This is a genomic window from Streptomyces indicus (assembly GCF_900100315.1).
Taxonomy (GTDB): domain Bacteria; phylum Actinomycetota; class Actinomycetes; order Streptomycetales; family Streptomycetaceae; genus Streptomyces; species Streptomyces indicus.
In genome coordinates this window covers 151,124-166,408 of the sequence record NZ_FNFF01000011.1, presented here as the reverse complement: position 1 = coordinate 166,408, position 15,285 = coordinate 151,124, and the positions used below count along the sequence as shown (strand labels likewise).

General features: G+C 71.0%; 12 protein-coding genes. 3 read left to right on the top strand and 9 right to left on the bottom strand.

The window, feature by feature from the left end:
* The first annotated feature begins 82 nt into the window (after positions 1–82).
* Positions 83–934 (top strand): hypothetical protein, encoded by an 852-nt coding sequence (locus BLT97_RS25115; protein WP_093613966.1) that lies wholly within the window; start codon positions 83–85, stop codon positions 932–934.
* A gap of 109 nt (positions 935–1,043) precedes the next feature.
* Here BLT97_RS25115 and BLT97_RS25110 read toward each other — a convergent pair whose 3' ends face one another.
* Together BLT97_RS25110 and pdxR are read right to left on the bottom strand one after the other, a co-directional pair.
* Positions 1,044–2,015, bottom strand: coding sequence for a phage baseplate protein (locus BLT97_RS25110; protein WP_093613964.1), 972 nt, complete (start codon positions 2,013–2,015; stop codon positions 1,044–1,046).
* A gap of 120 nt (positions 2,016–2,135) precedes the next feature.
* Positions 2,136–3,530, bottom strand: a complete 1,395-nt coding sequence (gene pdxR, locus BLT97_RS25105; protein WP_093613962.1) for a MocR-like pyridoxine biosynthesis transcription factor PdxR — start codon at positions 3,528–3,530, stop codon at positions 2,136–2,138.
* Positions 3,531–3,577: 47 nt separating this feature from the next.
* On the opposite strand from pdxR, the gene BLT97_RS25100 reads away from it, so the two are divergent.
* Complete coding sequence (locus BLT97_RS25100) at positions 3,578–4,081, top strand: carboxymuconolactone decarboxylase family protein (protein WP_093614092.1); 504 nt, start codon at positions 3,578–3,580, stop codon at positions 4,079–4,081.
* A gap of 79 nt (positions 4,082–4,160) precedes the next feature.
* On the opposite strand, the gene BLT97_RS25095 is transcribed toward BLT97_RS25100, so the two are convergent.
* From BLT97_RS25095 to BLT97_RS25075, 5 genes are all read right to left on the bottom strand, one after another.
* Positions 4,161–5,129 (bottom strand): ABC transporter substrate-binding protein, encoded by a 969-nt coding sequence (locus tag BLT97_RS25095; protein WP_093613960.1) that lies wholly within the window; start codon positions 5,127–5,129, stop codon positions 4,161–4,163.
* Positions 5,130–5,188: 59 nt separating this feature from the next.
* A complete protein-coding gene (locus BLT97_RS25090; protein ID WP_093613958.1) occupies positions 5,189–7,198 on the bottom strand; it encodes an ABC transporter permease in 2,010 nt (669 codons plus the stop codon).
* 31 nt (positions 7,199–7,229) lie between these two features.
* The gene (locus BLT97_RS25085) at positions 7,230–8,336 is read right to left on the bottom strand and encodes a quaternary amine ABC transporter ATP-binding protein (protein ID WP_093613956.1); all 1,107 of its coding nucleotides are present in this window, start codon (positions 8,334–8,336) and stop codon (positions 7,230–7,232) included.
* Complete coding sequence (locus BLT97_RS25080; protein ID WP_093613954.1) at positions 8,336–9,856, bottom strand: GMC family oxidoreductase; 1,521 nt, start codon at positions 9,854–9,856, stop codon at positions 8,336–8,338. The genes BLT97_RS25085 and BLT97_RS25080 overlap by 1 nt, the downstream gene beginning before the upstream one ends.
* 144 nt (positions 9,857–10,000) lie before the next feature.
* Positions 10,001–11,503, bottom strand: coding sequence for an aldehyde dehydrogenase family protein (locus BLT97_RS25075; protein WP_093613952.1), 1,503 nt, complete (start codon positions 11,501–11,503; stop codon positions 10,001–10,003).
* A 186-nt stretch (positions 11,504–11,689) separates the two neighbouring features.
* On the opposite strand from BLT97_RS25075, the gene BLT97_RS25070 reads away from it, so the two are divergent.
* Positions 11,690–12,448, top strand: a complete 759-nt coding sequence (locus tag BLT97_RS25070; protein WP_143041382.1) for a hypothetical protein — start codon at positions 11,690–11,692, stop codon at positions 12,446–12,448.
* Positions 12,449–12,603: 155 nt separating this feature from the next.
* Here BLT97_RS25070 and BLT97_RS25065 read toward each other — a convergent pair whose 3' ends face one another.
* Entirely contained in the window at positions 12,604–13,593 is a 990-nt protein-coding gene (locus BLT97_RS25065; RefSeq protein WP_093613948.1) for a malate dehydrogenase, read from the bottom strand.
* A gap of 438 nt (positions 13,594–14,031) precedes the next feature.
* Positions 14,032–15,069 carry a helix-turn-helix domain-containing protein gene (locus BLT97_RS25060; protein ID WP_093613946.1) on the bottom strand — a complete coding sequence of 346 codons (1,038 nt, stop codon included), beginning with the start codon at positions 15,067–15,069 and terminating at the stop codon, positions 14,032–14,034.
* Positions 15,070–15,285: the final 216 nt, after the last annotated feature.

Here is a 15,285-nt window from a genome sequence, read left to right as displayed (position 1 = left end):
CAGCTTAGTCAGCCGCGCGCGCCGCCACCGGAACACCCCCGGGCGGCCACCGGCCCCCTAGAGTCGTTTCGTGCTCATTGGGATGATTTGCGCCCTCGCGTCCGCGGTCTGTTTCGGTGCGGCCTCCGTGCTCCAGGCCGTCGCCACCCGGGCCATCGCGCCCGGCACCGGGTCCGGCGTGGATCCGGGGCTGCTGATGCGGGTCCTGAAGCAGTGGCGCTATCTGGCGGGGCTCGCGCTGGACGGGCTCGGGTTCCTGCTGCAGATCGTGGCGCTCAAGCACATTCCGATCTACGCCGTGGGGGCAGCCCTCGCCGGCTCGCTCGCCGTGACCGCGGTGATCGCCACGCGCCTGCTGCACATCCGCCTGAGCCGGGCGGAGTGGACGGCGATCGCCGTGGTGTGCGCGGGACTTGCGATGGTGGGGCTTGCGGCCGGCGCGGAGGGCCACGAGTCCGGTTCGGACGCGCTGAAGTGGGTGCTGCTCGCCGCCTCCGTCGCCCTCCTCCTCGTGGGCGCGGCGGGCGGACGCCTCCCCGACAAGCCCCGCGCGCTCGTGCTGGGACTCGGCGCGGGGCTCGGCTTCGGCGTGGTCCAGGTGGCGGTGCGCCTGATCGACGAGTACGCCCTGACGGACCTGCTCACCAACCCCGCCACGTACGCCCTCCTGATCGGCGGCGGCGGCGCCTTCCTGCTCCTGACCTCGGCGCTGCAACGCGGCTCGGTCCCGACGGCGACCGCGGGCCTCGTCCTCGGCGAGACGATCGCCCCCGCGCTGGTCGGCGTCCTCTGGCTGGGCGACGAGACCCGCGAGGGCCTGGGCTGGCTGGCCCTCCTCGGCTTCGCGGTGGCCGTGGCGGGTGCACTCGCGCTGGCACGGTTCGGGGAGGCGCCGGTGGCGGAGAGCTCGGCCGGAGAGGCCCCGGCGGCCTGAGCTGTCTGGCCTGAACCGCTCGGCCTGAACTGCCACGGCTGAGCTGTCCGGCCTGAACTGCCACAGCCCGCCGGGGACTTCTCCCTACGACTCGGGCGCCCTCGATGCCTCAGATCAACGCGTTCTTGTAGAAGATGCTCGACCGCCGGTCCCCCTCCACCCCGGTCGCGAAGCCGATGAAGAGCCGGGCCTCGCCCGCGTCGGTGCGGTAGACCGCGAGGCCCTCCGGCTCGCGGAAGTGCAGCGTGGAGCCGGCCTTGGTGAGGACGGGGCCCTGCTTCACGGTGCCGGTGTTGATGTCGATGCTGGTGAGGTACGTGTTGCCGTCGCCGGTGGGGGTGCCGTCGCCCGGGTAGGCATTGCCGGTCTGGAAGTACATGTACGAGCCGTAGAGGGCGTAGCCCTGGGCCGTGCCGGAGATCGACGGCTGGGCGAAGTCGGCGAGCGGGGTGCCCCAACTCCGGTTCTCGAAGGCGGAGAGCGGGTAGACGCGGATGCGCTTGCCGGAGCTCGTGTGGTAGCGCACGATCATGCGCCGGTACACCGGGTCCACGGAGCAGGTGTACTCACTGGCGCCGGAGATGGGCCGGTACGCGGCGGAGGCGGCGGGCGAGCCGAGGGTCTGGCCCGCGGTGAAGCGGATCGGGGCGAGCGCGGTGCCGTACCCGTTGCTGTTCGCGGCGCACTCGACCCACAGCTCGGTGCCGGAGCCGTCCGGCAGTGCGGCGAAGGCGACCCCGTGGCCGAAGCCGTTGAGGTGCATGTAGGCGAGGTAATTGCCGTGGAAGTCGAGCTTGTTGATGCACAGGTCGCCCGCGGACTCGGGACTGCCGTCGCGCTTGGTGGCGACGTACAGGAACTTGTTCACCCAGTCGAAGGCGAAGCTCTGCTGGACCCGGGGGCCGTGCAGGTCCGCCGAGCGGAACAGGTCGTACGAGGGCTGCGTGAGGTCGAAGCGCTGGGTGACGGGGACGTCGGCCGCGGCGCTCTGCGCGCCGAGTCCGAGCCCGAGCGCGGCGAGCGAGGCGCCCGCTCCGGTGCGTATCAGGCTGCGGCGCGAGAAGGGGGGTGTGGGGGGCATGGGACGCTCCAGGCGTTGGGGGGATGGGCGGAAGCACGTGATCTTATCTGTTGCCGCCGGGAGTCAATTGGCGCGCCCGCAACGGAATTTGACGACCGCGCCAGAACCGCGCCGGACACCTCACAACGCCGACAGCACCTCGCACAACGCCGCCAGCGCCCCCGCCCACGCGTGGTCCGGCGGGGTGCCGTAGCCGACGACCAAGCCGTCGCGGGGCGGGGTCGTGGCGTCCGGGTGGCGGAAGAAGTGCAGGCCCTGGACGCGGATGCCGTGGTACGCGGCCGTGCGCAGCGCCGACTGCTCGGTGCCCGGCGGGAGTTCGAGCACCGCGTGCAGTCCGGCCGCGATGCCGCTGACCTTGACGTGCGGGGCGTGCGCGGCGAGGGCCGTGACGAGTTCGTCGCGCCGGCGGCGGTACTTCAGACGCATGGCCCGTACGTGGTGGTCGTACGCGCCCGAGGTGAGGAACTGCGCGAGCGTGAGCTGGTCGACGGCGCTGCACTGCCACTCCGAGACGCCCTTGGTGCGCGCGGCCAGGGCGGCGAGATCGGCGGGCAGCACCAGCCAGCCGAGCCGGAGTGCGGGGGCGAGGGATTTGCTGACCGTGCCGCAGTAGACGACGCGGTCGGGGTCGAGGCCCTGGAGGGCGCCGACGGCCTGGCGGTCGTAGCGGAACTCGCCGTCGTAGTCGTCCTCCAGGATCACCCCGCCGGTGCGGCGGGCCCAGTCGACGGCCTGGGCGCGGCGCTCGGAGGCGAGCGGGTTGCCGAGCGGGAACTGGTGGGCCGGGGTGACCAGGAGCGCGCCCGCGGAGCCCAGGCCGTCGGTGACCGTGCCGCGTTCGTCCACGGGCAGGGGCGCGAGGGCGAGGCCCTCGTCGGTGAAGCGGGACCAGTGGTGGGCCAGTCCGTAGGACTCGACCGCGACCGTGGTGGCGCCGCGGGCGCGCAGGGCGCGGGCCAGGAGCGGGAGTGCGCCGACGAAGCCGGCGGTGACGAGGATGCGGTCGGGTTCGGCGTGGACGCCGCGGGCCCGCGCAAGGTAGTCGGCGAGCGCGGTGCGCAGTTCGAGGCGGCCGCGCGGGTCGCCATAGTCGAAGGCGTCGTTGGGCGCGTCGAGCAGGGCGCGGCGGGCGGCTTTGGCCCATTCCGTACGGGGAAAGGCGCTGACGTCCGGGGAGCCGGGGTGCAGGCCGTATCTGACCTTGGGGGCGCGGCGCGGGGCGGGGCGCGGGGTCTGTGGCGCCGGTACGGTGCGCGGTGCGACGCGGGTGCCGGAGCCCTGGCGCGCGGTGAGCCAGCCCTCGGCGACGAGGTCGGCGTAGGCGTCGGCGACGGTGTTGCGGGCGATGCCCAGGTCGGCGGCGAGGGAGCGCGAGGACGGCAGGCGGGTGCCGGGGGTGAGCCGGCCGGTGCGGACGGCGTCGCGCAGGGCGTCCGTGAGTCCCTTGCGGACGCCGGAGCGGCCCACGTCGAGGTGCAGGTCCACACCCAGATTGGCCCAGGAATTCACCATGGAAATGGACCATACCGGCCGGGCCAGTGCGCCGTAGCGTGGTCGCCATGAGCACTGAATACGCACCTGAGCACACGCCCCGCCTCAACCTCGGGCAGCACCTGCCGGAGTTCTACAAGGCGATGATCAAGGTCGACGGCGCCTCGCGGCAGGGCCTCGACCCGGTGATCGCGGAGCTGGTGAAGATCCGCGCCTCGCAGCTGAACCACTGCGCCTTCTGCATCGACATGCACAGCAAGGACGCGCTGGCCGCCGGCGAGACCCCCGAGCGGATCATCCAGCTGAGCGCCTGGGAGGAGTCGCGGCACTTCTACACCGAGAAGGAGGCGGCCGCGCTGGAGCTGGCGGAGGCCGTCACGGTCCTGACGGACGGTTTCGTGCCGGACGAGGTCTGGGAGAAGGCCGCCAAGCACTTCGACGAGGCGGAGCTGTCCTCGCTGCTCGCGGTGATCACGGTGATCAACGCGTGGAACCGGATCGCGGTCTCGACGCGCATGGTGGCGGGGCACTACACGCCGGGGTCGACGGCGCACCGGCCGAAGACCGACTGACGACGCGCCGCGTCCATGGGGAGGGGACGCGGGGTGGGGCACCAGAGGTGCCCCACCCCGTCACGTCACAGGCGGCCGGCTACTTCTTCGGCAGCCACGCCTCCCACGTCTCCTTGTTCTCCTTCACCCACTTCTTCGCGGCCTCCTCGCCGGACATCTTGTCCTTGGCGATCCACTTCGAGACCTCGTTCTGCTGCTCGTTGGTCCACTTGAAGTTCTTCAGGAACTCGACCGCGTCGCCGCCCTTCTTCGCGAAGTCGGCGTTGAAGTACTTCTGCAGCGGGGTGTTGGCGTAACCGCACTCGGTCTTCTCCTTGGGCTCGTTGCAGCCCTCGGTGAACTCCGGCAGCTTGACCTCGACCAGCTCGATGTCGGCGTTGAGCCACTGCGGTTCCCACCAGTAGGTGATGAACGGCTCCTTGTTCTTGTACTTCTGCTGGATCTCCTTGATCTGGGCCGCCTCGGCGCCCGTCTCCTTGATCTTGAAGTCCAGCTTGTGGTTCTTGATCAGCCATTCGTCGTACGTGGTGTACGAGGGCGCCGCGCCGAGGAACTCGCCCTTGCCCTCGGACTCCGAGGACTTGAAGTCCTTCGCGACCTTGTTGATCGTCTTGTAGTCGAGCACCTCGGGGTGCGCGTCCGCGTAGTACTTCGGCACGAACCAGCCGATGTGGCCGGTCACGCCCAGGTCGCCGCCCTTGACCACGGACTTCTTCTGGTCGATGTAGAGCTTCTGCTTCTCGGGCTGGCCGTCCCAGTCCTCCAGGATCGCGTCCGCCTCACCGGAGTTGAGGGCGTCCCAGGCGATGGGCTCGTCCATCGTCTTGAGGTTGACCTTCTTGACGTCCAGCTCCTCTTCGAGGATCACCTTGGCGACCTCGGCGTTGGCCTGGGCGCCGACCCACGACGGGACGGTGATCGTGACCTCGTCCGAGCCGCCGCTCTTGCCGGTCTCGGCGGCGCCGCAGGCGCTGAGGGCGAGCATGCCGAGGGCGCCGGCACCGGCGACGAGGGAGAGGCGGATCCGCTTCGTACTGCTGGGCTTCATGAGGGAAGAGTTCCTTTGCTAGGCAGGGAGTTGAGAAGGAAAGGGGGCGCGGGCGCGGGTCAGCGCGCGGTGCGGCGGCGGCGTACGGCCTGCGGCTGGGTGATGCGGTCGAGCAGCACACCGAGGCAGACGATCGCGATGCCGGCCGTGAGGCCGAGCGGCAGATCGCCCTTGGTGAGGCCCTTGACCACGTCGACACCGAGCGCGCCGCCGCCGATCATCCCGGCGATGACCACCATCGACAGGACCAGGACGACGCCCTGGTTCACGGCGAGCAGCAGCGCGGGCCGGGCCAACGGGAGCTGGACCTGACGCAGTTGCTGGCCCGTGGAGGCGCCGAGCGAGCGGGCCGCTTCGAGGGCGGAGGGGTCGATCTGGCGGATGCCCTGGGCGGTGATGCGGATGACGGCCGGCAGCGCGTAGAGCACCGAGGCCACCACGCCGGCGAACCGGCCGCCGGTGAACAGCGCGATCATCGGGATCAGATAGACGAACTGCGGCATGGTCTGCAGCGTGTCGAGGACGGGCCTGATCAGCCGCTCCACCCAGGCCACACGGGCGGCGAGCACACCGATCGCGAAGCCGATGAGCAGGGTCAGCGCGAGGGCCGCGATCACCTGGGACAGGGTGTCCATGGAGCGGGTCCACAGGCCGAGGGCGCCGATGACGCCGAGCGCCAGGACCACCGTGACGGTCGCGCGCAGCCGGCCCACGGTGTACGCGAGGACGCCGGCGACCAGGACGAGCGCCCACCAGGGGGTGCCGACCAGGGCGCTGCGCAGCGGGTTGAGCACGAACTCCGAGAAGCCGTCGGCCCAGGTCTGCGTGCCGCCGAGGACGGGGATGCCGGAGGACAGCTCGCGTTCGATCCAGTTCGCCACGTCGTTGACGGGGTCGGCGATGGACACCACCCAGGTGTCGGGCCACTCCTTGCGTCCGAGCGCCGAGCCGGCGACGGCGGCCGCGGCCACGCCCGCCACGACCACGGCCCGCAGCAGCCAGGCCGCAGGCGCCGGACGCACCCCCTCGTCGGGGTCGTCGAGGCGCTCACCGGCGGCGGCCGTGGTGCGGTCGAGCCAGATGGCGATCAGGACGATCGCGATGCCGGGCGGCAGCGCCTGGCCGACGTCGATGATCTGCAGGGCCTTGTAGATGGGCTCGCCGAGGCCTGCGGTGCCGACGAGCGTGGCCAGCACGACCATCGACAGGCTCATCATGATCGTCTGGTTGAGGCCGAGCAGCATCTGCTTGCGGGCCAGCGGCAGCCGGGCCGTCCACAGCCGCTGCCAGGCGTTCGCGCCGAGCGAGGCGGAGGCCTCGAGCGCGGCCGGGTCGGCGCCGCGCAGACCCAGTGCGGTGAGCCGGGCCATGGGCGGTACGGCGTAGATGACCGTGGCCACGAAGGCCGAGGGCACGGCGATGCCGAAGATCAGCACGAACGGCAGCAGATACGAGAACGCCGGCAGCACCTGCATGGTGTCGAACACCGGCCGCAGCATGCGTTCGGCGCGGTCCGAGAGCCCGGCGAGCAGGCCGAGCAGCGCGCCGATGACGGCGGCGACGGCCACGCACACCACCATCAGGGCGAGCGTCTCCATCGCGTACTCCCACATGCCGAGCACACCGATGACGGCGAAGGTGCCGAAGGCCGTGGCGCCGGTGACCAGGGCGCGCCGGCGCAGCCCGGCCCCGCCCGCGTACCAGGCCAGGAGCACGGCGGTCACCGTCACTCCGATGAAGCCGAGCGCTTCGAGGGCGCTCGCGACCCCGTCGACGGCGGATTCGGCGGTGTTGGAGATGTGCAGCAGGAAGTACAGGAACAGCGGGTGGGTGGTGCGGTTGTCGACCAGCCACTCGTTGAAGTCCTGCAACGGGGTGCGGATGTCGACGGTCAGGTCGGCGGGCCAGGCGCCGCTGCCGGCCACGGCAGCGGAGACCACCGCGACGAGCAGGGCGAGGACCAGGAGGACGGCCTTGGGGTGGGCCGCGGCGCGGGCCAGGGCGCCGGGCGGCTGCGGGGCGCCCGGGGTCTCGGTCTTCAGGGGGCGGTCGAGGGTCGGTGCGGTCATGCGGCCGCCCTCCCCGTACTGGCAGGGCGGCTCATACGGCGGCCACCGCCTTGCCCTGCTGCTCCCCCGCGTCGCCGTCCAACCCGGCGACCACGGCGAGTAGTTGCGACTCGTCGACGACGCCGAGGGTGCGGCCCTCCTCGACGACGCGGCAGTGCTCGCCGCTGCGGGCGACGGCCTCGATGGCGTCGACGACGAGGGTGTCGGGGGTGATGGCCGGTCCCGAGGTGGCCTCCTCGCCGTCGGCGGGGCGCATGGCCCGGCGCACGGAGATGACCTGTTCGCGGGCCACGTCGCGGACGAAGTCCCGTACGTAGTCGTCGGCGGGGTTGGCCACGATCTCCTCGGGCGTGCCCAGCTGCACGATGCCGCCGTCACGCATCAGCATGATGCGGTCGCCGAGCCGCAGCGCCTCGCTGAGGTCGTGCGTGATGAAGACCATGGTGCGGCCCTCTTCGCGGTGCAGGCGGATGACCTCCTCCTGCATGTCGCGGCGGATCAGCGGGTCGAGGGCGCTGAACGGCTCGTCGAAGAGCAGGACTTCGGGGTCGACGGCGAGCGCGCGGGCGAGCCCGACGCGCTGCTGCTGGCCGCCGGAGAGCTGGCCGGGGCGGCGCTGCTCCAGGCCGGCGAGGCCGACCTTCTCGACCACCGTCTGCGCCTTGGCGCGGCGCTCCGCCTTGCCGACGCCCTGGATCTCCAGGCCGTAGGCGACGTTGTCGAGGACGGTGCGGTGCGGCAGGAGGCCGAAGTTCTGGAAGACCATCGCGGCGCGGTGGCGGCGCAGGGCGCGCAGCCGGTTCTTGTCCATGGCGAGGACGTCCTCACCGTCGATGGCGATGGAGCCGGAGGTCGGCTCGATCAGGCGGGTCAACGTCCGTACGAGGGTGGACTTGCCGGATCCGGACAGGCCCATCACGACGAACACCTCGCCGCGCTGCACGTCGAAGCTGACGTCGCGCACGGCGGCGGTGCAGCCGGTCCTCTCCCGCAGTTCGGCGGCGCTCAGGCCCGCGTACTCGGGGTTGCCCGGGACGCGGGCGGCGCGCGGTCCGAACACCTTCCACAGGTCGCGTACGGCGAAGACGGGGCCGGACGGTGCGGGGCCGGTCTTCGCGCTCTCGGTGACGGCGGTCATCAGGCATCACTCCCGGTCAGCAGCTCGGCGCATTTCTCGCCCACCATCAGGACCCCGATCATCGGGTTGACCGCGGGCATCGTCGGGAAGACGGACGCGTCGGCGATCCGGATGCCGGTGAGGCCGCGGACCGTCAAGTCCGGGGACACTACGGCAAGTTCATCAGCGGAGGCACCCATTCGGCAGGTACCCGCGGGGTGGTACACGGTGTGGGCGACCTGGCGTGCGTACGCGCTCAGCTCCTCGTCGCCGGTGACCTCGGGGCCCGGGGCGACCTCGCGCTTGAGCCAGGAGGCGAGCGGTTCGGTCCGGGCGATCTCGCGGGCGAGCTTGATGCCGTCGACGAGGGTGCGCCCGTCGTAGTCGTCCTCGTCGGTGAAGTACCGGAAGTCGAGGGCCGGCTTGACCTCGGGGTCCTTGCTGGTCAGGTACAGCCGGCCGCGGCTCTTGGGCTTGGGGATGTTGGGCGTCATGGAGACGCCGTGCGGGGGCCGCTCGTAGCCGATCCGCTCCGGGTTGTCCGTGAACGGTATCTGGTAGAAGTGGAACATCAGGTCCGGGCCCTCGAACTCCGGGTCCCTGCGCACGAAGAGGCCCGCGTCCGAGTCCATCGCCGAGTTCTCGGGGATCGGTCCGTGCGTCTCCCAGACGATCACGGACTCGGGGTGGTCGAGCAGGTTCTCGCCGACGCCCGGCAGGTCGTGCACCACGGGTATGCCGAGCGCTTCGAGCTGCTCGCGCGGGCCTATCCCGGAGTGCAGCAGCAGCCGCGGGGTGTCCACGGCGCCGGCGCACACGATCACCTCGCGCGCGGCCTCGACGTACACCTCCTCGCCGTCCTTCGTGCGGACGTGCACGCCGCGCGCCCGGGAGCCGTCCAGCTCCAGGCGGTACGCCCAAGTCTCCAGCAGCAGCGTGAGGTTGGGGCGCTCGTCCATCACCGGGTGCAGATACGCGACCGAGGCGCTGGAGCGCTTGTTGTCCTCCGGGTGGTAGGCGAGGTCGAAGAAGCCCACGCCCTCGTCGAAGGGCCGCTTGTTGAAGCCCTCGACGCGCGGCACCCCGAGGGCCGCCTGCGCGGCGTCCACGAAGTCGCGGGCGATGGCGTTCCGGTCCTTCTCGTCCACCGCCACGATGTTGTTGAGGAGCTTGCCGAAGTACGGCTCCATGGACGCCGCGTCCCAGCCCTCGGCCCCGCGCTCCGCCCACTCGTCCCAGTCGGAGGGCAGCGGCTTGAACGCGATCAGGGTGTTGTGACTGGAGCAGCCGCCGAGCACGCGCGCGCGGCTGTGCCGGATGTGCGAGTTGCCGCGCGGCTGCTCGGTCGTCGGGTAGTCGTAGTCGAGTTCGCCGCCGAGCAGGCCCATCCAGCGGCGCAGGGTGAGGACATCGTCACGCCCCACGTCGCTCGGGCCGCCCTCGATCACGGCGACCGTGACCGAGGGGTCCTCCGTCAGCCGGGAGGCGATCACCGAGCCTGCGGTGCCGCCCCCGACGACTACATAGTCGTACTGAGGCATGTGCTTGTTCCCCTTCGTGGTGGTGCAAAAGTGCGTCGCGTAATGGGAGGTGGTGCTCCCCCGCACGGAAGTGGCGCTGTTCGCACGGGAGGTGGCGCCCGGTGCCGCGCGGGAGGCGGTGCTCCCGTGCGGCCTCGCGGGTGGTCAGCCCGCGAACCAGCGGACCGGCCGCGGGTCCAGGTTCTGGTAGATGTGCTTGGTCTCGCGGTACTCGGCCAGACCCGACGGGCCGAGCTCGCGCCCGACGCCGGACTTGCCGAAGCCGCCCCACTCCGCCTGCGGCAGATACGGGTGGAAGTCGTTGATCCAGACGGTGCCGTGCCGCATCCGGCGGGCCATGCGCCGGGCCTTGGCGGTGTCGCTGGTCCATACGGCGCCCGCGAGTCCGTACTCGGTGTCGTTGGCGAGCTCCAGGGCCTCGGCCTCCGTGGTGAAGGTCTCGACGGTGAGGACGGGTCCGAAGACCTCCTCGCGCACGACCCGCATGCCCCGGTGGCACCTGTCGAGGACGGTGGGCTCGTAGAAGTACCCCTCGGCGGGCCGGAGTTCGCTCGGCGCGGGACGCTTGCCGCCGGAGCGCAGGACCGCTCCCTCCGCCAGGGCGGAGGCCACGTACGCCTCGGTCTTCTCCAACTGCTGCCGCGATACGAGGGGTCCGCACTCGACGCCCTCGCCGGTGCCGCGGCCGAGCCTGATCTGCCCGGCGCGGCGGGCGAGTTCGGCGACGAAGCGCTCGCGCACCGGCTCCTCGACGATGAGGCGTCCGCCGGCCGAGCAGACCTGACCGCTGTGGATGAACGCGGCGTTGAGGGCCTGGTCCACGGCTGTGTCGAAGGCTTCGTCCGTCGCGCAGGCGTCGGCGAAGACCACGTTCGGGTTCTTTCCGCCGAGTTCGAGCGCGACCTTCTTGACGGTCCGCGCGGCCGCCTCGGCCACCTTCGTACCGCTGACGAGTCCGCCGGTGAACGAGATGAGGTCCACGTCGGGATGCTCGGCGAAGCGCGCGCCGACGGTGTGGCCGGGGCCGGTCACGATGTTCGCGACACCGGCCGGCAGACCGGCCTCTTCGAGCAGGCGGATCAGCTCCACCGTCGTCAGCGGGGTGATCTCACTCGGCTTGACGACGAAGGTGTTGCCCGCCGCGAGCGCCGGGGCGATCTTCCAACTCGCCTGGAGGAGCGGGTAGTTCCAGGGCGTGATCATCGCGCAGACGCCGACCGGCTCGTGCACGACGGTGCTGTGCACGGTGTCGCTGCCCGCGTCGACGATCCGCCCCGGGCCCTCGGCGACCACGAGGTCGGCGAAGTAGCGGAAGGCGTCGGCCACGCAGTCCACGTCGACCCGGCCCTCCTCGACGGTCTTGCCCGCGTCCCGGCTCTCCAGGAGCCCGAGCGCTTCACGGTCGCGTACGAGGAGATCGGCCACGCGCCGCAGCAGCGCGGCCCGTTCCGCAACGGGCGTGGTGGGCCAGGGGCCTTCGTCGAAGGCGCGGCGCGCCGCGGCGATCGCCGCATCGGCGTCGGCCGCGCCGCCCTCGGCGACGACGGTGAACGGGCGGGCCTCGGCGGGGTCGAGGATCTCGCGCGTGGATCCGTCGAGGGCGTTTCGCCACTCTCCGTCCACGTGGATGGTCTGTTGTGCCGACACGTCGCGTCTTGCCTTCCGTTCCCGAAAACTTCACCCCGCGTAGTCACGCGTGATCGGAAGCCCCTGCCCCCGGAGGCCGAAAGCATGCGCATCGGTTTACAGAAAGTGGTCTGGGTCACTCGGCGCTAGGATTCTTCGTCCCGAACCTGCCCGTGTGGGCGGTCTGTTCCCCAGCAAGGAGAAGCGATGTCCAGGTCACGTCGAGGGACGTTGAGCGCCGCCGGAGTCACGCTGTGTGCGGGGCTGCTCATGGGCACGCTCGCCGCGTGCGGTGACGATTCCGGCGGGTCCGGCGGCATCGCCGACAAGAGCGCCAAGGAGATCAGCGACGCGGCCCAGCAGGCGCTGCTCGACGCCAAGTCGCTGCGGATGGCGATGAGCGGCGGCACCGGGACGGACGGCCCCGAGTCCTTCGACCTGCACGTGGACCAGGACGGCAACTGCTCCGGCAGCTTCGAGATGGGCTCCGGCAAGGGCAGCTTCGACATCCTCAAGCGCGGCGACAAGGTGTGGATCAAGGCCGACCAGGACTTCTGGAAGGCGATGGGCGGCCCGCAGGGCGGGGCCGTGGCGAAGCTGCTCGGCGACAAGTACCTCGTGGGCGACGCCAACGACCCCCAGATGAGCGACCTTTCCTCCTCCTGCAACCTCAAGGAGCTCCAGAAGGAGATGAAGGAGGACGACAGCTCGGACGACCTGAAGAAGGGCGGCAAGTCGAGCGTCGATGGCCAGGAGACCATCACGATCGAGTCCACCGAGAAGGACGACAAGAGCACGGTCGACGTCGCCACGAAGGGTGAACCGTACCCGCTGAAGATCGTCAGCGACGAGAACGGCAAGAAGGAGACGGTCCTGCTCTCCGACTTCGACGAGCCGGTGACCAGTGAGACCCCGCCGGCCGGCGAGACCGTGGACATCAAGGAGCTGCAGAAGCAGCAGCCGTAGCGGACCCGGACCCTGCGCGGGGCGCGCCCTCATACGCCGAAGTCCCGGCCCCCATAAGGGGACCGGGACTTCGCGTCGTACTGCTCGTGCTGCCTGTACTGCCTGTACTGCCTGTACTGCCTGTACTGCTCGTGCCTACGGGGCCGGCAGAGGGCTCAGATCAGGCCGAGGGCGCGGACCGCCTCGCGCTCCTCCTCGAGCTCCTTGACGGAGGCGTCGATGCGGGCGCGCGAGAACTCGTTGATGTCCAGGCCCTGGACGATCTCGTACTTGCCGTCCTTGGTGGTGACCGGGAAGGAGGAGATCAGGCCCTCCGGGACGCCGTACGAACCGTCGGACGGGATACCCATGGAGACCCAGTCGCCCTCCGGGGTGCCGTTGACCCACGAGTACACGTGGTCGATGGCGGCGTTGGCGGCGGAGGCGGCCGAGGAGGCGCCACGGGCCTCGATGATCGCGGCACCGCGCTTGGCGACGGTCGGGATGAACTCGTCGGCGAGCCACTTCTCGTCGTTGACGACCTCGGCGGCGTTCTTGCCTCCGACCGTGGCGTGGAAGATGTCCGGGTACTGGGTGGCGGAGTGGTTGCCCCAGATCGTGAGCTTCTTGATCTCGGAGACCGGGACGCCGGTCTTCTTCGAGAGCTGCGAGAGCGCGCGGTTGTGGTCGAGGCGGGTCATCGCGGTGAAGCGCTCGGCCGGTACGTCCGGGGCGGCGGCCTGGGCGATCAGGGCGTTGGTGTTCGCCGGGTTGCCGACGACCAGGACCTTGACGTCGTCCGCGGCGTGGTCGTTGATGGCCTTGCCCTGCGGCTTGAAGATGCCGCCGTTGGCCTCGAGCAGGTCACCGCGCTCCATGCCCTTGGTGCGGGGGCGGGCGCCGACGAGCAGACCGACGTTGGCACCGTCGAAGGCCACGTTCGGGTCGTCGGTGATGTCGATGCCCTGAAGCAGCGGGAACGCGCAGTCGTCGAGCTCCATCGCGGTGCCCTCGGCGGCGCCGAGCGCGGGGGTGATCTCGAGGAGACGCAGCTTGACCGGCACGTCCGGGCCGAGGAGGTGGCCCGAGGCGATACGGAAGAGCAGCGCGTAACCGATCTGGCCGGCCGCGCCGGTGACGGTGACATTCACGGGAGTGCGGGTCATGGCGATCTCCGTTAAGACAGCTGGCGGTGGGGCGTCCCTGCCCCGAGTCCTGTGGCGCTCTCCTTGCGCCCGGCCGGCCACCGGGTCTTCGACCAAGTGATCGATCTCTTGACGTCAAGGGAGATCCACCGGTCAGGCTATCGCGCCTCGCGCCGCCTTTGACCCCGGCCTCGTGTGGCCCCGCACACACGGTCGTACGCGGAGTGCGGGTCCGTATCCGCGTACGAGAAAGCAGGCTGCGTCCACCGAGGGGAGCCGCCGTGCACAGAGAACAGCCGCCGCTCCGGGAGAGGTGAGTGCGGCGGCTGTTCTGCGGGTGTGTCCTGCACATCCCGTGGGGGTACTGAGCGGGTGCCCCGTCGCGCGGCGGTCATGCGCGCCGGGCGCGGATTCGTTCCGGACTGCCGGGCACCCAGTTCACGGCGCCCGGGACCCGGCCTACTTCGTGCAGCCCTCCTGGCCGTCCGTCAGCGTCGCGCAGGCCTTCGCGTCCTCGACGTTCTTCACCGGGATCATCGGTGTGTACGCGTCGAAGTCGCCGTTCACCTTCGCGGTCTGCGTCTCCTGGCCCTTGACCCGGATCTCCACGGTGTCACCGGGACCCGCCGAGGTGATCCGGCCCCAGGCCGCACCGCACGTCTTGCTGTAGCGGACCTCGACCTTGGCCGCGCCGACCGCGACGTCGACCGGCGGCGAGGTGGCGAGCGTGCCGCCGCAGCCCATCTCCTCCGGGTCCTTGCCCGCGCAGGACTCCCCGCTGCACTCCACGCCGTCCGGCAGCTTCGAGTCGCTGGTGGTGGGGGTCGCGGGCGGCTTGTCGGTGCCCTGGTTGCCGCCGTCGTCCTTGCCGAAGTCCGTGAGGAACACGGCCGCGGCGATCACCACGAGCGCGCCGACGACGCCCGCGAGGAACATCGTCAGCTTGCGCTTCCTGCGCTGCCCGTCGGGCGAGCCGCCGCGCGAGGGCGCCGGCCGCTGCGGGCCGCGCGGGCCCGACGGCGGCCGGCTGTGCGCACCGGCGCCCGAGCCCGCGGCGGGCCGCTGGCTGTAGGTGGACGCGGGCTGGGTCGGCGGGTGCGCGGCCGCCGGTGCGGCGCCGCGCGACTTGCCGTTCCTGCCCCCCGGCGGATTCGGCCCGAACTCCCCCAGCGCGGCGCGCGCCTGGGAGATCCGGATCGCCTCCATGGTCATGTCGTGCCGCATCTCGGAACGGCTCCAGGCGCGCTCCGCGAGCTCCCACATGGTGGTCAGGTGCATCGGGTTGGTGCCGGTGACCTCGGCCAGGGCCACGATCGCGCCCTTGGGCGCGAGCAGCCGGCCGTTGAGATAACGCTCCCACGACGTCTTGCTGTAGCCCGTACGGTCCGCCACCGCGGCGATGCTCAGCCCGCTGCGGTCCACGAGCCGCCGCAGCTGACTCGCGAACTCGCGCACCTGCGGGTCGAGTTCCTCCGGTAGCGCCCTCCAACGAGGCATTGCTTCCCCCTTGTCCCCCCGTGTCGTGCCCAGACGTACCCTCGTGCGCAGCCCTGCATGCCCTCGCCTCCGCCGGTCCGCCTGCCTGTGGCAGGACGGGCGGAAGCGCCCCCATGGCTACCCACAGGGATGCCAGAAGCAAGGGTGTCAGTTCCCCCACGTCGGCGCACGGGAGCATTTCGGGTCAGGGCGTGCCCCGGTGCACGCCCCGTTCGG